The sequence below is a fragment of the Flavobacterium cryoconiti genome (assembly GCF_048158645.1).
GTDB lineage: Bacteria > Bacteroidota > Bacteroidia > Flavobacteriales > Flavobacteriaceae > Flavobacterium > Flavobacterium cryoconiti.
The window spans coordinates 17,278-43,054 of the sequence record NZ_JBLNKW010000007.1; the positions used below are offsets into that span (position 1 = coordinate 17,278).

Annotated in this window: 18 protein-coding genes; 10 read left to right on the forward strand and 8 right to left on the reverse strand. The window is 33.7% G+C overall.

Annotated features, from left to right (window positions below; translation table 11 throughout):
• The first annotated feature begins 219 nt into the window (after positions 1 to 219).
• The 5 genes from lon (at position 220) to rpsA (ending at position 8,039) form a co-directional block, all read left to right on the forward strand.
• Positions 220 to 2,673, forward strand: coding sequence for an endopeptidase La (gene lon / locus ACM55H_RS11015; protein ID WP_416836535.1), 2,454 nt, complete (start codon positions 220 to 222; stop codon positions 2,671 to 2,673).
• A gap of 167 nt (positions 2,674 to 2,840) precedes the next feature.
• On the forward strand, positions 2,841 to 3,860 hold the full coding sequence (gene porQ, locus ACM55H_RS11020; protein ID WP_416836536.1) for a type IX secretion system protein PorQ: 1,020 nt from the start codon (positions 2,841 to 2,843) through the stop codon (positions 3,858 to 3,860).
• 7 nt (positions 3,861 to 3,867) lie between these two features.
• Positions 3,868 to 4,563 (forward strand): (d)CMP kinase, encoded by a 696-nt coding sequence (cmk, locus tag ACM55H_RS11025; protein WP_416836537.1) that lies wholly within the window; start codon positions 3,868 to 3,870, stop codon positions 4,561 to 4,563.
• 76 nt (positions 4,564 to 4,639) lie between these two features.
• Entirely contained in the window at positions 4,640 to 5,896 is a 1,257-nt protein-coding gene (locus ACM55H_RS11030) for a nucleoside permease (RefSeq protein WP_416836538.1), read from the forward strand.
• Between the two features lie 358 nt (positions 5,897 to 6,254).
• Positions 6,255 to 8,039: a 30S ribosomal protein S1 gene (gene rpsA, locus ACM55H_RS11035; protein WP_416836539.1), complete on the forward strand. Its 1,785-nt coding sequence runs from the start codon at positions 6,255 to 6,257 to the stop codon at positions 8,037 to 8,039.
• Positions 8,040 to 8,142: 103 nt separating this feature from the next.
• Here rpsA and ACM55H_RS11040 read toward each other — a convergent pair whose 3' ends face one another.
• On the reverse strand, positions 8,143 to 9,090 hold the full coding sequence (locus ACM55H_RS11040) for a cation diffusion facilitator family transporter (RefSeq protein ID WP_416836540.1): 948 nt from the start codon (positions 9,088 to 9,090) through the stop codon (positions 8,143 to 8,145).
• A gap of 214 nt (positions 9,091 to 9,304) precedes the next feature.
• Between ACM55H_RS11040 and ACM55H_RS11045 the strand changes: the two genes are divergently transcribed.
• A complete protein-coding gene (locus ACM55H_RS11045) occupies positions 9,305 to 9,859 on the forward strand; it encodes a fasciclin domain-containing protein (RefSeq protein WP_416836541.1) in 555 nt (184 codons plus the stop codon).
• Positions 9,860 to 9,982: 123 nt separating this feature from the next.
• On the opposite strand, the gene pheT is transcribed toward ACM55H_RS11045, so the two are convergent.
• On the reverse strand, positions 9,983 to 12,403 hold the full coding sequence (pheT, locus tag ACM55H_RS11050) for a phenylalanine--tRNA ligase subunit beta (RefSeq protein WP_416836542.1): 2,421 nt from the start codon (positions 12,401 to 12,403) through the stop codon (positions 9,983 to 9,985).
• A gap of 264 nt (positions 12,404 to 12,667) precedes the next feature.
• Here pheT and ACM55H_RS11055 point away from each other — a divergent pair, with 264 nt between their 5' ends.
• Positions 12,668 to 14,173 (forward strand): aldehyde dehydrogenase family protein, encoded by a 1,506-nt coding sequence (locus tag ACM55H_RS11055; protein ID WP_416836543.1) that lies wholly within the window; start codon positions 12,668 to 12,670, stop codon positions 14,171 to 14,173.
• A gap of 75 nt (positions 14,174 to 14,248) precedes the next feature.
• Positions 14,249 to 14,623, forward strand: coding sequence for a DUF779 domain-containing protein (locus ACM55H_RS11060; protein WP_416836544.1), 375 nt, complete (start codon positions 14,249 to 14,251; stop codon positions 14,621 to 14,623).
• A gap of 2 nt (positions 14,624 to 14,625) precedes the next feature.
• On the opposite strand, the gene ACM55H_RS11065 is transcribed toward ACM55H_RS11060, so the two are convergent.
• From ACM55H_RS11065 to recG, 6 genes are all read right to left on the reverse strand, one after another.
• A complete protein-coding gene (locus ACM55H_RS11065) occupies positions 14,626 to 15,552 on the reverse strand; it encodes an AraC family transcriptional regulator (RefSeq protein WP_416836545.1) in 927 nt (308 codons plus the stop codon).
• A gap of 73 nt (positions 15,553 to 15,625) precedes the next feature.
• Positions 15,626 to 16,489 carry a bestrophin family protein gene (locus ACM55H_RS11070; RefSeq protein ID WP_416836546.1) on the reverse strand — a complete coding sequence of 288 codons (864 nt, stop codon included), beginning with the start codon at positions 16,487 to 16,489 and terminating at the stop codon, positions 15,626 to 15,628.
• A 28-nt stretch (positions 16,490 to 16,517) separates the two neighbouring features.
• Positions 16,518 to 17,771, reverse strand: coding sequence for a TolC family protein (locus tag ACM55H_RS11075; RefSeq protein WP_416836547.1), 1,254 nt, complete (start codon positions 17,769 to 17,771; stop codon positions 16,518 to 16,520).
• Positions 17,772 to 17,832: 61 nt separating this feature from the next.
• A complete protein-coding gene (locus ACM55H_RS11080) occupies positions 17,833 to 20,928 on the reverse strand; it encodes an efflux RND transporter permease subunit (protein ID WP_416836548.1) in 3,096 nt (1,031 codons plus the stop codon).
• 99 nt (positions 20,929 to 21,027) lie between these two features.
• Positions 21,028 to 22,089 (reverse strand): efflux RND transporter periplasmic adaptor subunit, encoded by a 1,062-nt coding sequence (locus ACM55H_RS11085; RefSeq protein WP_416836549.1) that lies wholly within the window; start codon positions 22,087 to 22,089, stop codon positions 21,028 to 21,030.
• 307 nt (positions 22,090 to 22,396) lie between these two features.
• Complete coding sequence (gene recG, locus ACM55H_RS11090; protein WP_416836550.1) at positions 22,397 to 24,505, reverse strand: ATP-dependent DNA helicase RecG; 2,109 nt, start codon at positions 24,503 to 24,505, stop codon at positions 22,397 to 22,399.
• 105 nt (positions 24,506 to 24,610) lie between these two features.
• Here recG and ACM55H_RS11095 point away from each other — a divergent pair, with 105 nt between their 5' ends.
• Positions 24,611 to 25,054 (forward strand): DUF2059 domain-containing protein, encoded by a 444-nt coding sequence (locus tag ACM55H_RS11095; protein WP_416836551.1) that lies wholly within the window; start codon positions 24,611 to 24,613, stop codon positions 25,052 to 25,054.
• 163 nt (positions 25,055 to 25,217) lie between these two features.
• Positions 25,218 to 25,763, forward strand: coding sequence for a DUF1697 domain-containing protein (locus ACM55H_RS11100; RefSeq protein ID WP_416836552.1), 546 nt, complete (start codon positions 25,218 to 25,220; stop codon positions 25,761 to 25,763).
• Positions 25,764 to 25,777 lie beyond the last annotated feature (14 nt).

Consider the following 25,777-nt stretch of genomic DNA (forward strand, 5'->3'; position numbering starts at 1 on the left):
AAAAACAGCTGTTTTCCTAATTTTTGTTTTTTTAATTTTTTCTTTATTTGTAAGAAGATGTAATCTATTTTACTTTCACTTTGGCATAATGATTGACTCTTTTATTGTCAAGCTTAGTAATCACGTCATACATGGATTTTATTTAAAATTACTGCTATGATGCCTTATATTTGCTTGATAAATTAAAATTTTTAATGACAAAAAGACTTAAATAATTATATGTCAAATCATAAAATACTTACTATTGACAATCTGTCACTTCAAGAATTTGATTCTGAAGCTGATTTAATCCCATTATTGACTCCTGAAGATGAGGAGGAAATGAATAATGAAGCACTGCCAGATTCTTTGCCTATTTTACCATTGCGTAATATGGTTTTATTTCCAGGAGTTGTTATACCAATTACTGCCGGACGTGATAAATCAATAAAATTAATCAATGATGCCAATGCAGCCGGTAAAATCATTGGTGTAGTAGCTCAAAAAAATGAGCAGGACGAAGATCCAACTCCCGAAGATATTCATAGTATAGGTACAGTAGCTCGAATTTTAAGGGTTTTAAAAATGCCTGATGGAAATATCACCGTTATACTTCAAGGGAAAAAGCGATTTGAAATTGATTCTGTAATTGCAGAAAGTCCTTATATAACAGCAAAAATTAAAGAAGTCCCAGAAAAAAGACCGAAAAAACAGGATACAGAGTTTATCGCGATTCTTGATTCTATCAAAGAATTAGCAATTCAAATTATAAAAGAAAGTCCAAATATTCCTAGTGAAGCTACTTTTGCGATTAAAAATATTGAAAGCCAATCATTTTTAATCAATTTTGTCACTTCTAATATGAATTTGACAGTTAAAGAAAAGCAAGATTTATTAGCTATTAATGAATTAAAAGTTAGGGCTTTAGAAACTTTGCGTTATATGAATATTGAGTTGCAAAAACTCGAATTGAAAAATGATATTCAATCTAAAGTTCGCTTTGATTTAGACCAACAACAAAGAGAATATTTCCTTCATCAACAAATGAAAACCATTCAAGAAGAATTGGGTGGTGTTTCGCAGGAAGAGGAAATGGATGAAATGTTGCAAAAGTCTTTGACTAAGAAATGGGACGAGAAAACTAAAAAACATTTCGAAAAAGAATTATCAAAAATGCGTCGCATGAATCCTCAGGCGCCTGATTTTGGTATTCAAAGAAACTATTTAGAGTTGTTTCTGGATTTACCTTGGGATGAATATTCTAAAGATGATTTTGATTTAAAGAAAGCACAAAAAATATTGGATAGAGATCATTTTGGTCTTGAAGATGTTAAGAAAAGAATGATAGAACATTTGGCCGTTTTAAAATTGCGAAATGATATGAAATCACCGATAATTTGTTTGACAGGACCTCCGGGAGTTGGGAAAACTTCTATTGGGCGATCTATTGCAGAAGCATTAGGTAGAAAATATGTTAGAATTTCATTGGGTGGTTTGCGTGATGAAGCGGAGATTCGTGGACATAGAAAAACCTACATTGGCGCTATGCCAGGAAGAATTATCCAAAGTTTGAAAAAAGCCGGAACTTCAAATCCTGTATTTGTTTTGGATGAAATCGATAAATTATCGAATAGTAATCAAGGTGATCCATCATCAGCGTTACTGGAAGTTTTAGATCCGGAACAAAACAATTCGTTTTATGATAATTTTCTGGAAATGGGTTATGATTTGTCGAAAGTGATGTTTATTGCTACGTCTAATAATATGGCTGCGATTCAACCTGCATTGAAAGACAGAATGGAAATTATCAAAATGTCTGGTTACACGATTGAAGAAAAGGTAGAAATTGCTCGTCAGCATTTGTTTCCAAGACAATTGAAAGAACATGGTTTAACAACCAAAGATTTAACCATTGGAAAAAAACAGTTAGAAAAAATTGTAGAAGGATATACGCGTGAATCTGGCGTTCGTGGTTTAGAAGCTAAGATTGCTCAAGTAATTCGGAATGCAGCAAAATCTGTTGCAATGGAAGAAGCGTATAACAAGAAAGTAACTGACGAAGATATTATAAAAACACTTGGCGTTCCAAGATTAGAAAGAGACAAGTACGAGAATAATGATGTTGCCGGAGTGGTGACTGGTTTGGCTTGGACCTCTGTAGGGGGTGATATTCTGTTTATAGAATCTTTGCTTTCTCCAGGAAAAGGAACCATGACAATTACTGGGAACTTAGGAACAGTAATGAAAGAATCTGCAACGATTGCTTTAGAATATATTAAGGCAAATGCTAAATTTTTAGGATTGGATTCGGAGATACTTTCTAAATATAATATTCACTTGCACGTTCCTGAAGGAGCTACACCCAAAGATGGTCCTAGTGCCGGAATTGCGATGTTGACTTCATTAGTTTCGTTGTTTACACAAAAACGAGTGAAGAAAAACTTGGCCATGACAGGCGAAATTACCTTGCGTGGAAAAGTTTTACCAGTTGGAGGAATAAAAGAAAAGATTTTGGCAGCCAAAAGAGCCAATATCAAAGAAATTATTTTGTGTCATGAAAACAAAAGTGATATTGATGAAATAAAACCAGAATATCTTGAAGGTTTGACTTTTCATTATGTTAAAGAAATGAGCGAAGTGCTTAAGTATGCTTTGACAGATCAAAAAGTAAAAAATGCAAAAGATCTGAAATAACAGATAACAAGCAATAAGAAACGAATTCCAAATTCCAAAACCTGTTTTTCAGTGCTTGGGATTTGGAATTTTTATTTATAATTACGAGTTTGAAAGTTGCTGTTTATTGTATTTATAATTTTATCTTCGCATTTGCGTTTTACCTTACATAAATCGCGATTTAAAGCATGTTAAAAAAACTTTTATCATACTCCTTAGTTTTTATTTGCGCTGTATCTTACAGTCAAATAGGAGGGAAGTACACCTATCAGTTTTTGAACTTGGTCACTTCACCAAGACAAGCAGCTTTAGGCGGGAAAACTGTAACAATTTATGACGATGATGTGAATCAGGTCAATTTTAATCCAGCAACATTAAATGCGGATATGGATAACCATCTGGCATTAAATTATGGAAGTTATTTCAAAGAAGTGACGTATGGAACAGCTTCTTATGCTTACACCTATGACCGTCATTTACAAACTTTTCAGGCTGGTATCAATTATGTGAATTATGGTAATTTTGACGGTTACGATGAAAATGGTCAGGCCACAGCTTCATTTACGGGAAGTGAAATTGCTCTTTCTTTAGGTTATGCATACAATATTCCCAATACTACTATTCATTTAGGTGCGAATGCAAAATTGATTTCTTCGACCTTAGAAAGTTATAGTTCTTTAGGCGGAGCGATTGATATTGGTGCTCTTTTTATAGACGAAAGGAACGATGTGAATTGGGGCTTGGCAATACGAAATATAGGAACTCAATTTACTACTTACAATGGTACAAACGAAAAACTGCCACTTGAAATTATTGTGGGTGTTTCACAAGAATTAGAAAATGTACCGATTCGTTGGCATCTCACATTGGAAAATTTGCAACAATGGAATATTGCTTTTTCTAATCCTGAAAGAGCTCAATCCTCAATTGATGGAAGTTCTACCGCCGAAAAAGTATCAGTAATAAATAATGCTTTGCGCCATGTGATTATGGGAGTTGAGCTTTTTCCTAAAAAATCGTTTAATATTCGATTGGGATATAATTTTCGAAGAGCAGAAGAATTACGACTTTTGGAGCAACGTAATTTTTCGGGAGTCTCATTAGGTTTTGGATTAAAAATGAATAAATTAAAATTCAATTATTCGTATTCACGATATACGTTAGCGGGAAATACGAGCTTATTTGGTTTAACTATTAACTTACAATAATATTATTTTGGATAAAAAAATTACCATAGCAATTGACGGATTTTCATCCACAGGAAAAAGTACTTTGGCTAAACAACTTGCAAAGCACTTGGGATATGTATATGTCGATACAGGAGCAATGTATCGCGCCGTTACCTTTTTTGCGATGCAAAATGGTTACATAAATATTGATTCTTTTGATAAAGAAACATTAATTAACAGTTTGCCAATTATAAAATTACAGTTCAAATTCAATCCTGATTTAGGTTTTGCAGAAATGTATTTGAATGATATCAATGTTGAAACCGAAATAAGAACAATCGAAGTTTCTAATTTTGTGAGTAAAGTGGCTGAAATATCTGAAGTACGTGCCAAATTAGTAGAACAGCAGAAAGAAATGGGTAAGGACAAAGGAATTGTTATGGACGGTAGAGATATTGGAACCGTCGTTTTTCCGGATGCTGAACTTAAAATATTTATGACGGCAGGGGCAGATACCCGAGCGCAAAGACGTTTTGATGAATTACAGGAAAAAGGAGATTCAGTTACGTATGAAGAAGTATTAAAAAATGTAGAAGAACGCGATTATATTGATACACACCGAAAGGATTCGCCTTTGGTAATGGCGGACGATGCTATTGAAATCGATAATTCTTACCTAACTCGTGAAGAACAATTTAAAGTTGTTTTGGATTTAGTGGATGAAGTTGTTAAAACACTTTAATCTTTTGTAGATCTCTTTTTTAATATTAGATTTACGCTTTGTTACTTTTTTAAAAATAAAAAAACAATTCAATTGTATGGGAATTAAAAACAGGTTGGTATTAATGAATTTCCTTCAATTTTTTATTTGGGGTTCTTGGTTACTTACTATTGGGGCATATTGGTTTAATAACAAACATTGGTCTGGAACTGAGTTTGGAATCATATTTTCAACAATGGGAATTTCTTCGGTTTTTATGCCCGCTTTAACAGGAATTATTTCAGATCGATTTATAAATGCTGAAAAATTATATGGGTTGCTTCATTTTTTTGGTGCAGTAGCTCTGTTTTACTTGCCTCAAGTGAACAATCCTACTACTTTTTTCTGGGTCATGTTAGTGAATATGTTTTTCTACATGCCAACAATTTCCTTGTCAATAACGGTAGCTTATAATGCATTAATTGCAAAGGATATGGATGTCGTAAAAGATTATCCACCTATTAGAATCTGGGGAACCATAGGCTTTATTGTTGCACTTTGGGTGGTTAGTTTAACGCATAATGAGACTTCTGCAAATCAATTTTATATTGCAGGAATTGTTTCTGTACTATTAGGAATTTATGCATTTACACTTCCTAAATGTCCTCCGATGTGTAAAGGAGAAAAAGGGACTTCTTTTACGCAAGCTTTGGGACTGAATGCTTTTGAATTGTTTAAACAACAAAAATTTGCCATTTTCTTTATATTCTCTATGTTGTTGGGAGCCGCTTTGCAATTGACCAATGCGTATGGAGATACTTACATTCACGATTTTGCTACTGTTGATGCCTACAAGAATACTATTGCAGTGAAATACCCTGCTATAATCATGTCGATTTCACAAGTTTCAGAAACGCTGTTCATATTGGCAATTCCATTTTTCCTGAGAAAATTTGGTATCAAATACGTGATGCTGTTTAGTATGCTGGCTTGGGTATTGCGTTTTGGATTGTTTGCTTTTGGAAATCCGTCAGATGGTCTTTGGATGATTATTATGTCTTGCATTGTTTACGGAATGGCATTTGACTTTTTTAATATATCAGGTTCTTTATTTGTGGAAACACAAACGGATTCAAAAATCAGAGGAAGTGCACAAGGGATGTTTATGATGATGGTGAATGGTTTTGGAGCATTAATAGGAAGTTTTACGAGTGGTTATATTATCCAAAAATATTTTACTATGGCTGATGGAAGTAAAGACTGGTTTCATATCTGGATCACTTTTGCATCGTATGCTTTAGTTCTTGCCATAATTTTTCCTTTTGTTTTTAAAGATAAATTTGGACCTAAAGTTTCAGGAGAAATTAAGCATTAAAATCCCTTTTCTTATAAAATTTACCCGATATCCTTAATAGTTATCGGGATTTTTATTGCTGAAAAATCACTATAAAACCTAATTAGCCCCGATGGAGCTGATATCCTCGCAGCGTAGCGGAGAGATAAAGGCGAGAGCGGGAACCTTGCCTGCAAAAAAGCCAATTAATTCGCTACTGATTCTCAATTGATTATCTTGTCTGTAAAATTTTGCAGTTTAAGATAAATGTGTTACTTTTGCAGTCCTTTTGGTGAATAAGAGTTTCCTTTAGGGTTCAACTAATTATACAAACAACTTCTGTTGTTTTCTAGCACATTAAGAAACTCGAGAGAATACAGAATACAAATTTTTAATCAGCATGTCTGAACAAGTAAAATCACAAGAAGAGTTTTTAGCAAATTTTAACTGGCACAATTTCGAAGAAGGTATTGATGCTGTTGATGAGAAAAACTTATTAGAATTCGAAGAACTAGTTTCAAAAACATTTATCGCTACTGATCAAGAAGAAGTTGTAGATGGTGTAGTTGTTAGAATTACAGATAGAGACGTTATCGTTGATATCAACGCAAAATCGGAAGGTGTTATTTCATTGAACGAATTCCGTTACAACCCAGCCTTAAAAGTAGGTGATACTGTTGAAGTATTAATTGACATCCGTGAGGATAAAACTGGTCAATTAGTATTATCTCACAGAAAAGCGCGTACTATCAAATCATGGGATAGAGTTATTTCGGCTAACGAAACAGGAGAAATCGTTAATGGTTTTGTAAAATGCAGAACTAAAGGTGGTATGATCGTTGACGTTTTCGGAATTGAAGCTTTCTTACCAGGATCTCAAATTGATGTTAAACCAATTAGAGACTACGATGTATATGTAAACAAAATGATGGAATTCAAAGTGGTAAAAATCAACCACGAATTCAAAAATGTTGTTGTTTCTCATAAAGCGCTTATTGAAGCGGATATTGAAATCCAGAAAAAAGAAATCATCGGTCAATTACAAAAAGGACAAGTATTAGAAGGTGTTGTTAAAAACATTACTTCTTATGGTGTGTTTATTGACTTAGGTGGTGTTGATGGATTAATTCACATTACTGACCTTTCTTGGAGTCGTATTAACCATCCAAGTGAAGTTCTTGAATTAGACCAAAAATTAAATGTTGTAATCCTTGATTTCGATGATGAGAAAACAAGAATTCAATTAGGATTGAAACAATTAAATGCTCACCCTTGGGATGCTCTTGATGCTAAATTAGCAATTGGAGATAAAGTAAAAGGTAAAGTAGTAGTAATCGCTGATTACGGTGCTTTTATCGAAGTTGCTGAAGGTGTTGAAGGTTTAATCCACGTTTCTGAAATGTCATGGTCTACTCATTTACGTTCTGCTCAAGATTTCGTAAAAGTAGGTGATGTTGTTGAAGCTGTTATCTTAACATTAGATAGAGATGACCGTAAAATGTCATTAGGTATCAAACAATTGTCTCAAGATCCTTGGACTGATATCACTGCTAAATACCCAGTAGGTTCTAAACATACAGGTATCGTTAGAAACTTTACAAACTTTGGAATTTTCGTAGAATTAGAAGAAGGAATTGATGGATTAATTTACATCTCTGACTTATCTTGGACTAAGAAAATCAAACATCCATCTGAATTTGTAAATGTTGGTGAAAAACTTGACGTAGTAGTATTAGAATTAGATGTTGAAGGACGTAAATTATCTTTAGGTCACAAACAAACTACTGCTAATCCTTGGGATCAATATGAAGATTCTTTCGCAGTTGGAACTATCCACACAGGTGAAATTTCTGAAATCGTTGACAAAGGAGCTACTGTAGAATTCGGAGATGATATCGTTGCTTTCATTCCTACACGTCACCTTGAAAAAGAAGACGGTAAGAAATTGAAAAAAGGAGAATCAGCTGATTTCAAAGTAATTGAATTCAACAAAGAATTTAAAAGAGTAGTTGCATCTCACACTGCTATCTTCCGTGAAGAAGAAGAGAAAAATGTGAAAACAGCTACTGAAAACACTTCTACTTCATCTAACTCTTCTACAAATGCACCAGCTGCAACTTTAGGAGATAACAATGATGTATTAGCAGCATTGAAAGCTAAAATGGAAAAGTCAGAGAAAAAATAATTTCTTGAAACTTTTGAATATAGAAAGCCCCGCAATTTGCGGGGCTTTTTTTGTTAGAATTTAAAAGTTTACTCTTGCGAAGAATAAAGAATCTTCTCGATTTTTATAAACTATTCTTCCATTCCTGAAAATCAGGTTCTACGTAAAGCCATTTTACTTCAGGATGAACTGTTCTTATTTCTTGCTCAAAATTATTAATCAATTGGCTTATGGATTGTGTAGTAAGATCTGGACTGCATTTAATTTTCACACAAACTAAAACTTCTCCTGGACCTTGTTGAATAGTTCTACAATTTAAAACTTCAATAATTAGAGGGTCCTTTAGTGTTATGGATTCAATAGTTTCTAAAATAATTGAATCTGCACTTTCACCAATTAATAGTGATTTTACTTCAACAGCAAGAAAAACGGCTACTAAAATCAGCACTACACCAATCGCAAGTGAGCCTATGGCATCATAACGACTATCTCCTGTATAATAAGAAACTAGCAATGCAATTATTGCTAAAACTAAACCTAAGACAGCTGCTGAATTTTCTCCAAATATTACAATCAAATCGCTGTCCTTTGTGGTGCGTAAATAACCAAAAAAACTACAGCTTCCTTTTCTTTTATTGAGCTCTACAATATTTGAATAGGTAGCATATCCTTCTAAAGCTATAGCAAATAACAAAACTCCAATTCCCCATGCAATTTCGTGTACAGGTTCTGGATTATTGTATTTGTGAATTCCTTCGTAAATCGAAAACATTCCTCCAATAGAAAATAGGAGCATTGCCACCATAAATGACCAGAAATAAACTGATTTACCATAACCAAAAGGGTGTTGGGCATCTGCTGGTCGTTTTGCCTGTTTGACACCTAATAATAATAGTAATTGATTGGCACAATCAGCAGATGAATGGATAGTTTCAGCCAACATTGCCCCGGAACCAGTCATAAAAGCTGCAAATCCTTTGGAAATTACAATCACGACATTCACTATTAGACTTTGAATAATATGATGTGAGCCATTATCAACCTTAGAAACCTCTTTAGAATTTTGATTCATTTTATTTTTAATTTAAAAATATAAAAATAAGGATATATTGATTAATCAAATGGGGTTTTCCAGAAAATAGATGCAATAAAATGGTTTATCAAATGAATTTATTTTATAGTAATATATCTAAAAGTCAATTGTTTATAAAATAGTTTCATTTTTTTAAAACCAAAAGCAAACTAACAGCGTAAATGCATTTATATAACTTAATAAAATAAATTTTATGAAAACTAGAAAATTTTTATCGATTACATTTTTTGCATTAGTATTTGGAGCAACTTCTTTCGCTCAAAAAACCGTTATGGTTGGTGGAGCTGCGATGTATCCAACTAAAAATATTGTTGAAAATGCAGTAAATTCTAAAGATCATACTACATTAGTTGCAGCGGTTAAAGCTGCAGGTTTAGTAGAAACTTTACAAAGTAAAGGTCCATTCACCGTTTTTGCCCCAACAAATGCTGCGTTTGATAAATTACCAAAAGGTACAGTTGAAACATTATTGAAACCTGAAAATTTAAAAATGTTACAAACAATTCTGACTTACCATGTAGTAGCAGGAAAAATGAATGCTTCAGATATTGCTAAAGCAATTAAAATGGGTAAAGGTAAAGCAACTTTAAAAACTGTTAGCGGTGGAACTTTGACAGCTTGGATGAAAGGGAAAGATTTATACATTACTGACGAAAATGGTAATTCTGCGAAAGTTACAATTGCTGATGTGAACCAATCAAATGGTGTGATTCATGTAATTGATGCAGTTGTATTACCAAAACAATAATTTTTTTGATAGAGGTTGAAAGTTGTTTATTGAAAAAGTCCTGTAATTATGCAGGACTTTTTTGTGAAAAAAAATCCCAATTCTGATTCAGAATTGGGATTTTCTAATAGAATAAAATAGATTTTATCTTAGGCTCGCTCCAAGCTCAGTCTCAAAATTATTTTGCAATTTACCCATGATTTTATCAATTTGAGCATCCGTCAATGTTTTTGAATTATCTTGAATGGTAAAACTTAATGCATACGATTTTTTACCTTCGGGAAGGTTATTGCCTTCGTAAACATCAAATAAATTAATATCTTTCAATAGTGATTTCTCCGTTTGACGTGCAATATTGTAAATACTATCGTAAGTTACGTTTTGGTCAATTAGCAAAGCTAAATCCCTACGAACTTCAGGATATTTAGGAATCTCAGTATATTTTATTTTAGTTGAAATCAATTTTAAGATTAAAGCCCAGTTGAAATCAGCAAAAAACACTTCTTGTTTTATTCCAAAATGTTTTAATATTGATTTTTTAACTACTCCTAATTCAACTAGAATGTCTTGACCAAATCCAATTGCAATTCCTTCAGAAAATACATCAGAAGTTACTGGTAAATTTTGCGTTTTTTGAATGCCTAATCTAGAAAGTATAGCGTTTACATATCCTTTGAATAAAAAGAAATCGGATGGTTTTTGAGCACTAGTCCAATTTTCCTGGTTTCTGTTTCCAGAAAGGAATAAAGTTAAATGTTTATGTTCCTCATAACCTAAAGGAAAATTATGGTATGATTTTCCAAATTCAAATAATTTTAAATCGGCATTTTTACGATTAATATTATAGGAAATCGCTTCTAGTCCAGAGAATAATAAAGATTGACGCATTGTTGCTAAATCATTGCTCAAAGGATTTAGCATTGTTACGTTATGCTCTGAATTTAAAACATCAGAAAGTGCTACATAAGATGCCGTAGTCAATGAATTAGCCATCATTTCATTAAATCCTTGAGAGTTTAATTGTGTGGCAATCGTATTTTGTATTTTGTAATCTTCGTTTCTTGGAGAATTAGAAACCGTTGCATTTAGTTTTTTCGAAAAATTAATGTTGTTGTATCCATAAACTCTCAAAATTTCCTCTATAACATCAATTTCTCTTTGTACATCAACTCTATATGCAGGAATTGTTAATCCCAATCCAGCATCAGAAACACTGTTAACTTTTATGTCTAATGAAACTAATATTTTTTTAATGGTATCTTTTGGTAATTCCTGACCAATAATTTTGGCTACTTTACTAAAGTTTAAAAACACGGTAAAGTCTTCTATTTTCTTTGGATACACATTAATTACATCCGAAGTTATTTCTCCACCGGCCACTTCTTGAATCAATAAAGCTGCTCGTTTCAATGCATATTCAGTAATAGTTGGGTCAATTCCTCTTTCAAATCTAAAAGATGCATCGGTGTTTAATTGATGTCTTTTGGCAGTTTTACGAATACTTACAGGATTAAAGTAAGCACTTTCTAAGAAAATTGAATTTGTATTTTCTGAAACTCCAGATTTTTTCCCACCAAAAACCCCTGCAATACACAATGGTCCTTTTTCATCACAAATCATTAGATCTTCCTCGTGTAACGTTCTTTCAACGTCATCAAGAGTTATGAATTTAGTTCCGGCAGCAAGTGTTTTTACAATTATTTTGCCATTGATTTTTGAAGCATCAAAAGCATGAAGAGGCTGACCTAATTCATGTAAAACATAATTGGTCACATCGACAATATTATTTTTTGGATTTATTCCAATTGCTTTCAATCTGTTTTGTAACCAAGCAGGCGACGCTTTTACAGTAATTCCAGAAATAGTAACGCCACAATATCTAGGAGCAAGTTTAGCTTCTTTTACATCGACATCAATCTTCAATATTCTTTTATCTACTCTAAAATTACTTACTGAAGGAGTTATCAATTCTACATTAACACCACTTTGTAGCATTCCCGCTCTTAAATCACGGGCAGTTCCAAGATGACTCATAGCATCAGCACGATTAGGTGTTAATCCAATTTCGAATACTTCGTCATTTTCAATCTTGAAAACTTTAGCTGCAGAAGTTCCTGGCACTAAAGCATCGTCTAATATCATGATTCCATCATGGCTTTCGCCAAGACCTAATTCGTCTTCTGCGCAAATCATACCGTGACTTTCCTGTCCGCGTATTTTGCCTTTTTTTATCGAAAATGCGACTCCTGCTGCATCGTACAATACAGTACCAATTGTAGCAACCGGAACTTTTTGTCCAGCAGCAACATTACTGGCGCCACATACAATTTGTACGGGAACACCGTTTCCTAAATCGACTGTAGTTATTTTCAATCTATCAGCATCAGGATGTTGAATACACGTAAGTACATGTCCTACAACAATGCCTTCTAATCCGCCTTTTACCGATTGGTATTTTTCAACAATTTCTACCTCCAGACCTAAATCTGTTAGTAATGCTGCTGTTTCTTCGGATTTCCAATCTATTTTAATGAATTGTTTTAACCAGTTGTAAGATATTTTCATCTGTCAATTTTAATAAGATTGCAAATATAAGGATTGCAGGTTGGAGTAAGAAACAATTTTTTTTGTTTTTTATAACTGATTTGTCACATTTCAGGAGTATTCAAAATAATGATTTAATAGTATTAGATATAAATATATAAGAATAAAATAATAAAATAACGTTAAAAAAACACATATGAAAATTTAATGCTACTAGTTGAATGAATTGTGCTATTCTAATGATGAATAGCAGACTATTTTTGATAAAATAAAATATATAACGACATGGATAATATAGTAAAAAGACCTGAATTCAAGGCAACGTATGATAATTATATTGGAGGAAAATTTGTAGCGCCAATCGGTGGCCAATATTTTGATGTTGTTTCTCCAATTGATGGAAAAGTATTTACAAGAGCTGCACATTCGACTAAAGTTGATATTGATTTGGCAGTTGATAAAGCACATGAAGCTTTTCAAACATGGGGAAAAACATCTGTTACAGAACGCAGTAATTTATTGAATAAAATAGCACAAGTTATTGAAGATAATCTAGAATATATTGCCACTGTTGAAACCATAGATAACGGAAAAGCAATCCGAGAAACTTTAGCTGCAGATATTCCTTTGGCAATAGACCATTTCAGATATTTTGCTGGTGTAATTCGTGCAGAGGAAAGTTCTATTGCTGAGCTGGATTCACAAACTGTTTCTATTGCTTTGAGTGAACCTTTGGGTGTAATTGCACAAATTATTCCTTGGAATTTTCCAATTTTAATGGCAGTTTGGAAATTAGCTCCAGCATTGGCCGCAGGAAATACCGTAGTTTTAAAACCAGCGGAAAGCACGCCAATTTCTATTTTAGTTTTAATGGAATTGATAGGTGATATTCTTCCTCCGGGAGTTGTAAATATTGTGAATGGTTTTGGTGCTGAGCTTGGAAGAGCTTTGGTGACTAACAAAAAAGTATCAAAAGCCGCATTTACGGGTTCTACACCTACAGGTCGTTTAGTTATGCAATATGCTACCGAAAATATTATTCCAGTAACATTAGAATTAGGTGGAAAATCCCCAAATATTTTTATGAAATCCGTTGGAGATGCTGATGATGATTTCTTTGATAAAGCGATTGAAGGCGCAGTAATGTTTGCTTTAAATCAAGGGGAAATTTGTACGTGTCCTTCACGATTATTAGTCCATGAAGATATATACGAAAAATTTATTGCCAGAGTTATTGAAAGAACAGCGGCAATTAAATTAGGAAATCCATTGGACAGAACCACTATGATGGGGGCACAGACTTCATTAGTCCAAAAAGAAAAAATTCTGAGCTATATTAAATTAGGAAAAGAAGAAGGTGCCGAAGTGTTAATTGGCGGTGAAGAAAACCAATTGAATGGGGATTTAGCAGGCGGTTACTATATCAAACCAACTCTTTTCAAAGGGCATAATAAAATGCGTATTTTTCAAGAAGAAATCTTCGGGCCTGTTTTGGCTGTGACTACTTTCAAAACAACGGAAGAGGCTATTGCTATTGCAAATGATTCGATGTATGGTTTAGGAGCTGGAGTTTGGACGCGTGATGCACATGAAATTTATCAGGTTCCAAGAGCCATTCAATCAGGTCGTGTTTGGATTAATCAATACCATTCTTATCCTGCAGGAGCTCCGTTTGGAGGTTATAAACAGTCAGGAATTGGTCGTGAAAATCATAAAATGATGCTTGGACATTATCGTCAAACAAAAAACATGTTGATTTCTTATGATAAAAAGAAATTAGGTTTCTTTTAGTAGTTGCAGATTATTGGTTAATCGTAAACCTGACAGATTGTATAATCTGTCAGGTTTTATTTTAAAAGAAAAAAGATGATAAAAAGAATTGATGCCACAGAAAAAGCAATAGAATTAATTCAAATATTACAGGAAAAACATGGAGACTTGATGTTTTATCAAGCAGGAGGATGTTGTGAGGGAACACAACCACAATGTTTTGAAAAAGGTGGATTCTACCAGAGAATGGGCGATGTATGTATTGGAATGATAGAAAATACTGAATTTTGGGTGGATAAGGATTTATTCGAATATTGGAAACATGCTCATTTTACTTTGGATGTAATTGATGCATTTGGGGTAGGAGGGTTTTCCTTGGAAACTCCGTTAAAAAAAACATTCCGAATTGAATACCGAATTTTTACACCAGAAGAAGAAAAATTGCTTGAGCCCCTAAAATATATTAAATAAATCTAGTTTATTACATATAACAATTGATATTGTTTAGGAGTAATTCCTTCGTATTTCTTAAACAATCGAATAAAGTAATTGGAATCTTCAAATCCGGATAAATAACAAACTTCATTGATTTGTATCGTAGGGTTTTTGAGCAATTGTTTGGCGCATCTTATCTTTTCGCTGATTACAAATTCTATTGGACTCATTCCTAATTCTCTTTTAAAAAGTCTGTAAAAAGAAGTGGTGCTCATACACGCTTTTTCACTCAAATGTTTCATGCTGATATTTTCTTTCAAATTCAATCGGATGAATTCTACTACTTGGGTAATAGGATTTTTTGGATCTGTAAACAAGCCGTCATCAATTGCTTTTGCAGTTTGCGTTTGAATAATTCGGATTAATAATTCCTGTAAAGTTAAATCAGCCAAAGCATCTTTGGTAATCGAAGTGCTCATGCATTCTTTTATCAATTTGTTGATGGTTGTAGCCAGTTCTACATTGTTGTAAAAAAAATAATTTTGATAATTCAATTGCCAGAATTGGGAATTACCTTCTTTGGGATATCTTTCGTTTAAAAAATGTAATGTATCAGTAATTTTAGTTTGGTCTATCGCCAAAGCTAAACATTGCGTAGGGTTACTTTTTGTAGCCTCGGGAAAATCAATTTTCATTTCCACATTCGAAGGAATAACAACTGTTTCTCCTGGTAAATAATCAAAGCTTGGATCATCAAAAAGATGCATTACTTTTTTGCCTCTTAGCATGCTTGTCACGACCAAATCATTAAACTTCAAAGGAACCAAAGCAGAAGATTCATAGGTTTCGAAAAGATTTAATTCACAATGATTTAGGGAGTAAACAGTTCTGTTTTCTACTAATGTTTTCAACGATTTCTCGTTTGATAAATGCGGTGGATTTATAAAAGCACGATTGTTATTCATAGTTTCAAACTTAATAAAGGCAAAGTTTAAATTTAATGAAAATAATTAGAATTGGAACATAGTTTAACAAATTTTAAATTAATTCTTCCACATGTTTTTTTATATTCAGGGCAATTTTATGAGTAGGTAAATCATTTTCATCAGTTCCAAAAGGATCTTCAATTTCCTCAGCAATTAATTCTAAACTGGCCAAAACATAGAAGATAAAAACCACAACTGGTGCCACATAATAACCAAGGCTGAAAGAATAGCCAAAAGGTAAAGTCATCACATAAAAGAAGATGAATTTTTTGATAAAAGCACTGTAAGAGTAGGGAATAGGGGTGTTTTTAATTCTTTCGCAAGCACCGCAAATTTCAGTAAAGGATAATACTTCAGCATTTAAAATAATCAATTGGTCACCGGTTATTTTCTTTGAAGTATATAGATCATTGATTTTTTGAAACAACATTTTAGCTACCTGATTGGGTTTGTGTTTGTGATGGTCAATTTCTAAATCTACATCATCAAATAATTGCTTACTGGTATCGGTATCATTCAAATGTTTGTGCAAAATGGATGCATAACTCGGAATCATCTTTCTAAAATAATTGCGGTCTTTTTCATCCTCTAAAATCACCGATAATTTAATAGCAAAATTTCGGCTGTTATTGACTAAACTTCCCCACATTTTGCGTCCTTCCCACCAACGGTCATAAGCAGTATTGGTTCTAAAAACTAATAATAATGAAATCACAAAACCCAACATTCCGTGCATGATGGTAATATTCTTAATATAGCTATTGTCTGCTAATTGCCAATATTCAACTTCTAAATACCCAATAATTCCGGAATAAGCGCCTATAGCTAGCATTATTGGAAATAAGGTCCTAAATGTATCTGCTTTATGGAAACGAAAGATAAAAGTAAACCAGTCTTTTGTATTGTATGAAATCATTTAGGCTAAAATTTTATTCAAATTTAAATTAAAAACTTAGATTCCCAGCTAATTCTTTCAGTGCAATTTCAGATAATTTAGCTTGAAATTGAGCATTGCTGTAGCGCACTTTTGCATTTACATAATTTAATTGTGCTGTTCTGAATTCTAAAGTGGTTATCGTTCCAATTCGGAATTTATCCAATGTGATATTCAGATTTTGTTTTGCAATAGCTTCATTTTTTTCTTCTAAAGTTATTAGTTCTAAATTTGTCAAATAGGTTTGATAGGAAGTTGCTAACTGTGAATTTAGCGCCAAATTTTGTTGATCAATTGCTATTTTTGAATTATCAATTTGAATCTTACTAATTTTTTCGTTTCGGTTTTGTGCAAATCCATCAAATAAATTCAATGAGGCACTAAAACCATAATTCAATCCTCTGGCAGAAGATTGTGTGGTAAAACCAAGACTGGATTGACTATCAGAAAAATTATAACCGGTATTTAGTTTTACGGTTGGATAACGCGCTGCTTTTATTTGTTTCAACTGCAACTCAGAAACTCTTTTATTAATGATTTGGGTTTCTAATTGCGGGTTTTGTTTTTCTGCCAAAGCGCTTAATTCAGGAAGCAATAGTTTATTGTCAACAACAATTCTATCAACCACTTTAAAATCAATTTTAGCATCTCTGGCAAGTATTTGATTCAATAGAATTTTAGTATTAGCTAATAATTCTTTTTGTCTCAACAGTGTAACTTTGTCCGTATTTAAATCAACTTGCGCGTTTAAAACTTCCAGTTTTGATGCTTTTCCAATTGTAAATCGGTTTTGTGCCAAAGTCAATCGTTGATTAGAAATAACGATTGTTGAGTCTAATGCTGACAATTGCTGTTGTTGTTGTACCAAATCAAAATAGGTAGCATTGACATCACTTATTTTTGTAATTATAGTAAGTTTTAGTTGTGCTTCTCCTAATTTTTGCAACTCTTTTAATTGGTCCATTTTTGCAAACATTTTTAATCCGTCAAAAACAGTCCAATCTAAACCCACACCATAAGTCAAACTATTATTTTTAGCATTATCAAGTTTGTTAACAGTGCCGTCTGATCGGGTTTGTGAAATGTTTTGAATACCATTATTGTCTACAATAGTAGCCGTAGCTTTTGGCAACATTCCCGCATTTCCTGAGCTTACGTTGGTTTTGTCAATTAATAGATTGTTCGACGCAATTTTGATTTCATAATTGTTTTCCAATGCAATTTTTACGGCATCTTCAACAGTTAAAACTTCTTGAGCATTCATTTTTAAAATGCAAAAGAAAAATAAAATCAGGCTTTTAAATATATTTTTTGAATTCGTCATATTACTTACTTTCTTTTTCATATTCTTCGATGTGATCAAATTCAGGATAATGTTTTCTGGCTTTCGACCACATTAAATACATCGCCGGGATTACAAATAAGGTTAAAACCAAAGAGAAAATAGTTCCGCCAACAATCACAACTCCCATTCCAATTCTACTTGTTGAAGCGGCTCCAAGCGACATCGCAATAGGTAAAGCTCCTAATGAAATGGCTAAACTGGTCATTAAAATTGGACGAAGTCTGGCTTCTGAAGCTTCTAAAATAGCATCAATTTTAGATTTCCCTTGTTCTCGTAGCTGATTCGCAAATTCGACAATCAGAATTCCGTTCTTGGTTACCAAACCAATTAACATTACGGTCCCAATTTGGCTAAAAATATTCCAGGTTTGGTTGAATAGCCATAAAGAGAATAAAGCACCGGCAACGGCCATTGGTACGGTTAAAATGATAATAAACGGATCAATGAAGCTTTCAAATTGGGCCGCTAAAATTAGAAATATCAATAGTAAAGCCAATCCAAATGCGAAAGAAGTATTCGAGCTACTTTCTACATAATCTCGTGATTCACCACCTAAATCGGTGGTAAAAGTATCGTCTAAAACTTTGGCTTTTATTTCATTCATGGCATCAATTCCATCGCTAATACTTTTGCCTGGAGCAAGACCAGCAGAAATAGTTGCCGACATATAGCGGTTATTATGATACAATTGTGGAGGATTACTTTTCTCTTCAATGGTTACCACATTGTCCATTTGAATCAATTCCCCTTTATTGTTCTTGACATACATTGAGGTTAAATCCAATGGTTTTGAACGGTCTTCTTGATTAAACTGTCCAATGACTTGATATTGCTTTCCATTTCTCATGAAGTAACCAAAACGTTGACCACTTAAGGAAAGCTGTAGGGTTTGTGCAATATCGATCACAGATATTCCTAAACTCTCCGCTTTTTCTCTGTCAATGCTTACATTGACTTCTGGTTTGTTGAATTTTAAATTTACATCACTTATAGCAAATGTTGGATTTTTACCCACTTCGTCCATAAATACTGGAATTTTTTCTCTTAATTTCTCAAAGTTTGGAGCTTGAATGATGTATTGAATCGGTAAGCCTCCACGTCTGTTTACAGCGATTGTAGGTTGCTCAATTACCGAGGTTTTTGCATCAGGATATTGTTTGGACCATTTGGTCAATTTTTCTGCTATCTCTTTCTGAGAATCCTTTCTTTCGTTAGGTTCTACCAAAGAAACCCGAATAAATCCACTATTCACAGATGAAGATCCAAATCCAGGTGAAGTAATCACTAAACTCACTTTTTTTCCAGGAATGGAATCATCTACTAATTTTGACATTTCCTGCATGAAACGATCGGTATATTCATAGGTAGATCCTTCAGGAGTTGACATTCGCATTACAAATCCACTACGGTCATCATATGGGGCAGTTTCTTTTTGCAAAATATTAAAAAACAAATAAATCAGTCCAAAACAAGCAATCAAAATAGGAAAACTCAACCATTTTCTTTTCATGAAACGCTGTAAAGCACTAGCGTAACTACTGTTTAATTTTTCAAAATACGGTTCTGTACGAATATAGAATTTTGATTTTTTTTGTTCGCCACCTTTCATCAAATAGGCATTCAACATTGGGGTTAAGGTCAATGATACAAATGCTGAAATTAGTACTGCAGCACCAATAACCACACCGAATTCCCTAAACAACCGTCCAACAAATCCTTCGAGGAAAATTACAGGTAAAAATACAGCGGCTAAGGTTATCGAAATCGAAATTACCGCAAAAAATATTTCATTGGATCCTTTTATTGCTGCTTCTATAGGCGTCATGCCTTCTTCTACTTTCTTGAAAATATTTTCGGTTACCACAATTCCATCATCGACCACAAGACCAGTAGCAAGAACAATCGCCAGTAAAGTCAATACATTTATCGAAAATCCAAAAAGCCACATAATAAAGAATGTTGCAATCAACGAAACGGGAATATCAATTAAAGGTCTGAAAGCAATAGCCCAATCTCTAAAGAATAAATAGATAATTAAAATTACCAAAATGATAGAAATCCCTAAAGTTTCGGCAACTTCAATAACTGATTTTTTTACAAATATGGTATTGTCGATGGCGATATTTAACTTGATATCTTTAGGCAAGTCTTTTTTTAATTTTTCGAATTCTTTATAAAAAGCGGCTGAAATATCTAAATAATTAGCTCCGGGAAGTGGTACAATAGCCACACCAACTAAAGGCGTGCCTGATTGTGTCATTTGAGTTTCGGTATTTTCAGGGCCTAAACTTGCCGTTCCAATATCGCTTAAGCGAATTACTTTTTCACCAACTGAACGTATAATAATGTTGTTGAATTCTTCAGGCTTGGATAGATTTCCAACGGTTTTAACGGTAAGTTCCGTGTTTTTTCCTGTCAATTTTCCTGATGGGAGTTCCACATTTTGTTTATTCAACGCATCTCGAACATCCGAAATCGTACAGCCATAAGACGCTAATTTTACAGGATCAATCCACAAGCGCATTGCGTATCGTTTTTGTCCCCAAATTTGGACACCACTTACTCCTGGAATTGTTTCTAATCGTTGGGAAATTACATTTTCGGCATAATCACTAAGTTCCAATGCATTTCGGGTATCACTTTGTACCGTCATCGAAATAATGGCATCTCCATTGGCATCAGCTTTAGAAACAACTGGAGGAGCATCAATATCTTGCGGTAAGCTTCTCACGGCTTGAGACACTTTATCACGCACATCATTGGCAGCTTCTTCCAGATTTTTATCTAAATTAAATTCGATTGTGATATTACTGCTTCCTTGAGCACTCGAAGAAGTAACGTTTCTGATTCCGTCAATCGAGTTAATGGCTTTTTCGAGTGGTTCAGTAATTTGGGATTCAATAATATCTGAATTGGCTCCGGCATAGTTTGTCCGAATCGAAATTTGGGCCGGGTCAATCGAAGGAAATTCACGAACTCCCAGAAAACTATATCCAATAAGACCAAATAATACAATTGCTAAATTAATGACAATGGTAAATACGGGCCTTCTTATACTTGTAGTAGATAAACTCATTTTTCGAATTATATATTAGTAATTATGAATTAGGAATTGTTGCTTCTTAATTATGATTTATATTTTAGTGACAAAAATTATAAATCATAATTTATTAACTCATAACTTAACTTTCACCTTAACAGGAATTTCATCTTTTAATGACATTACAGCACTTGTCAAAACAGTATCTCCAGCTTTCAAGCCTGAAAGAACTAGAATAGAAGCATCGGTTCTTGTTGCGGTTTCTATCATTACTTCTTTAGCTTTTCCATTACTTGAGATGAAAACTTTTTTCCCGTTTTGTACCGGAATAATGGCTTCTGAAGGAACTACAATGGCGTCTTTAATGATATCCAAAGGCAATTCAACATTCGCAAATGTTCCCGGTAATAATTTCCCGTTTTTGTTTTCTGCAATTGCTCGAACTTGTAATGTTCTTGTTGCTACTTCAACTCCTGGCTCGATGGCATAAACTTTAGCACTATATTTTTCAGTTGAACCTGAAACAGTAAAAGTTAATTGCGTATTTGTTTTTACTTGAGTTGCATATTTTTCAGGAATCGAAAACGTAATTTTTAGTTTACCAATATTTACCAATTTTGCTACTAGAATAGTTGGTGTGATATACGTTCCAGGCGAAATAGAACGCAGTCCTATTTTTCCAGAAAATGGTGCTCTTACGGATGTTTTTGATATTTGAGCTTTTATCAGTTGGCTTTGCGATTGTGCCGATTTTAAATCTGCTCTGGCAACATCATATTCTTCTTGACTGATGGCCTCTTTTTGCAATAATAATTTGGCTCTTCTTTCGTTTTCGGATGCTAAACCTTCTTTTGTGGTCATTTGTCTCAATTGCGCTCTAAGCTCAATATCATTTACTTTAAAAAGTACTTGCCCTTTACTGACATTACTGCCTTCCTGAAAATAAATACCTTCAACAATACCAGAAACTTCACTTCTAATTTCTACTTGTTCATTTGCTTCAATAGATCCAGAAAGCGATAGGTTGTTATCAAAAGTTTGAGTCTTAACAACAATCCCACTCACGTTCATGGGTTTGTCTTTCCCGTTTTTATCTTTTGAGTTATCATTTTTGGAAATGTTTGTTGAAATTCGGTAGGCAATAAAACCACCAATTCCAACAAGCAGTAAAGTGTAAACAAGGTATTTTAGTTTCATTTTTTATGGTATAAAGTAGGATTAAGTATCAGTTTTTTAGTTGAAAAACAAATTTAGGTTATAGAATTGAGATTAGTGGATTTGTTAATTTTTATTTAACGTTTGTACATACAAATATTAATATTAACAAAAAATAGTATTCACATATTAAAAGAAATACCCACAATGTTATTGAAAGTAGGACTTTTAAAAGATCAAATGGTTTAATCAGTAATTGAAAAAAGAAACATTTTTCTGAGAATTAATTCATTGGGGAGGAATTAATGATGGTTTTAAACATTTAAAAAATGTATGCCCTAATATTGATTTAACTAATATAATTCCAAATGGTTTTCTTTTTGGTCATTTCTATGAAAACAGCTCTTAAAGCGGCATGTTCCGGTTTTTGCATTCCCGCATCTTCCTTGAGTAGTTTTAAAGCATAATTTCTGGCTAATGCCAAGGTATCTCTGTCTCTTACTAAATCGGCAATTTGAAGGTTGAGGACGCCACTTTGTTGGGTTCCCATTAAATCGCCGGGACCGCGAAGCTTCAGATCTACTTCAGCAATTTCGAAACCATCATTGGTTTGCACCATCGTTTCCATTCGGGTTTTACTGTCGGAACTCAATTTATGGCTTGTCATCAGGATGCAATAACTTTGCTCGGCGCCACGACCTACGCGACCCCGAAGCTGGTGTAGTTGTGATAATCCAAAACGTTCCGCACTTTCGATAATCATCACACTGGCGTTAGGAACATTCACGCCGACTTCAATAACGGTTGTAGCGACCATAATATTGGTTTTTCCTTCCGAAAAGCGCTTCATTTCCGCATCTTTATCCGCCGGTTTCATTTTTCCGTGCAAGATTGAAATAGAATATTGCGGTAATGGAAAATCTCTGGAAATACTTTCGTAACCGTCCATTAAATCTTTGAAATCCATTTTCTCGGATTCCTGAATTAACGGATAAACAATATAGATTTGGCGACCCAAAGCGATTTCGTCCCGTAGGAATTTCCAAACCTTCAATCGGTTGCTGTCAAAACGGTGAACGGTTTGAATGGGTTTTCGTCCCGGAGGTAATTCATCAATTACTGAAATATCTAAATCGCCATACAAACTCATCGCTAAAGTTCTGGGAATAGGTGTGGCGGTCATTACCAAAACGTGTGGCGGAATCACATTTTTCTTCCACAATTTAGAGCGTTGTTCTACACCAAAACGGTGTTGCTCATCAATCACGGCAAGTCCTAAATTATTAAATTTCACTTTATCTTCCAGTAAAGCATGTGTTCCGATGAGAATATGTAACGTGCCGTTTTCCAGTTCTTCATGGATAATTCTTCGCTGTGCTATTTTGGTTGAACCCGTTAATATTCGGATATTGATATTTAAAGTTTCAGCTAATTCGGATAAACCAATAAAATGCTGGTTGGCGAGGATTTCCGTGGGTGCCATCAAACAAGCTTGGAAACCATTATCAAGTGCCAAAAGCATGCTCATAAAAGCCACAATTGTTTTTCCGGAACCTACGTCACCTTGCAGCAAACGGTTCATTTGAGCGTTGCTGCCCATATCCGTTCGTATTTCTTTGATAACTCTTTTTTGGGCATTTGTCAATTGAAAAGGCAAATGATGCTGATAAAAATCATTGAAATATTCACCTACAGTCGCAAACGGATGTCCTTTTATTTTATGCTTCCGAATCAGGTTTTTTGTTATTAATTGCAACTGAATAAAGAACAATTCCTCGAAGATTAATCGGAATTTGGCTTTGGCCAAAACGTCAGCGCTTTTTGGAAAATGAATATTGAATAAAGCAGCTTTTTTAGGAATTAATTTCAATTCGTTGATTAAATAATCTGGTAAAGTTTCTGTGAACAACGCTTGTGTTTCCATAAACAATTGCTGCATTAGTTTATTAATCACCCGGTTTGAAATCCCGCGATTGGTCAAGGTTTCTGTCGAAGGATAAACGGGTTGCATCGCTGAACGCAAACTTTGCTCGTGTTCGCTCATCAACTCAATTTCAGGATGCGCCATATTGAAGGCATTCCCAAAAGAGGTGCATTTCCCAAAAATCACACAGATTTCATTGAGCTTTAAACTCTCCCGAATCCATTTGTGACCTTGAAACCAAACCAGTTCCATTTGCCCTGTATCATCAACAAAAGTAGCGACTAGTCGTTTTTGGTTTCTACCAAATTCAACGGTTTTGATGTTGATAATTTTACCAATAATCTGAACCTCGGCAATATTATTTTGCAGTTCGTTAATCTTGTAATACCGCGTTCTGTCAATATATCTGTTTGGAAAAAAATTAACCAAATCCACGTACTTATATATTCCCAATTCCTTACGCAGCAATTCGCCCCGATTGGGACCAACGCCTTTGAGGTATTCGATGGGAGTGAGTAGGAGGTTTTGCTGCATCCTGCGAAGATAGTTTTTTGTTTGGAAATTTGGAAATGGGATTGTTTAGAAACGGAGTAGGAAAAATTGTATATTTGAAATTCTAATTATAAATATAATAATTAAATGAAACGATTTTCAATTACACTATTTTTATGTGGGTTTCTCACAACCGGATTTTCACAATCTTTATCAAAAACAGATAATATTAAAAACCTTCTTGAATTAACTGGTTCTGGAAAATTAGGAGTCCAAGTTGGACAGAATATGATTAATAGCTTTAAAAAAAGTTATCCTAATGTACCTGTTGAATTTTGGGATGATTTTTTAAAAGAAATGAATTCTGATACTCTAATAAATTTGATTATTCCAATTTATGACAAATATTACACTGAATCGGAAATAAAACAATTAACTGAATTTTATCAGTCCTCTTTAGGAAAGAAAGTAATATCTACAATGCCGTTAGTTGTAAAAGAATCAATGCAAGTTGGACAAACTTGGGGAAAAGAAATTGGAGAAAAAGTTTATAGTGATCTAAAGGAAAAAGGGTTTGTGAAAAAAGAATAATAATCACAGTCGTCTAATCCTCAAATCTAATTTGTTTATCAATGTTCTAATGTTTATTTATTTATTTAAAATTAATAGTTTGTAAGAAAATAATGAGATACTAAACTAAAGTTTTAAATTCCCTCTAAACACAATATCTTTGCAAAAATAAAAAGCTTAAAAAATGACAACTCATCTCGCATTGCTTCGCGGAATCAATGTTTCCGGTCATAACATGATAAAAATGGAGGCGTTGAAAACGACTTTGGAAGCCATTGGTTTTCAAAATGTGCAAACTTACATACAGTCTGGAAATGTTTTTGTGGACACGGAAGAAGAAAGTCCTGCGAAAGTTGGTTTTCAAATCAAGCAGGAAATTTTCAAAGTTTTTGGTCATGAAGTGCCTGTTGTGGTTATTGATTCCTCGGATTTAGAAGCGTGTTTCAAGAACAATCCTTTTTTGAAAGAAAAAGACATTGATATTAAAAAATTATATGTGGCGTTTATTTCTACAGCGTTGCAAAGCACTAGTATCAATGATTTGAAAATTAGTCAATTCAAGCCGGATGAAGCTAGTATTGATGGCAGCAGAATATTTATTAAATACGCTGTTGGAGCCGGAAAAACTCGATTTGATCAAAAATACATTGAGAAAAAACTGAATGTTACTGCAACTATCAGGAACTGGAACACCGTGACGCAGTTGTTGAAAATGTTTTCGGAAAGATAAACAAAGCGCTTTAC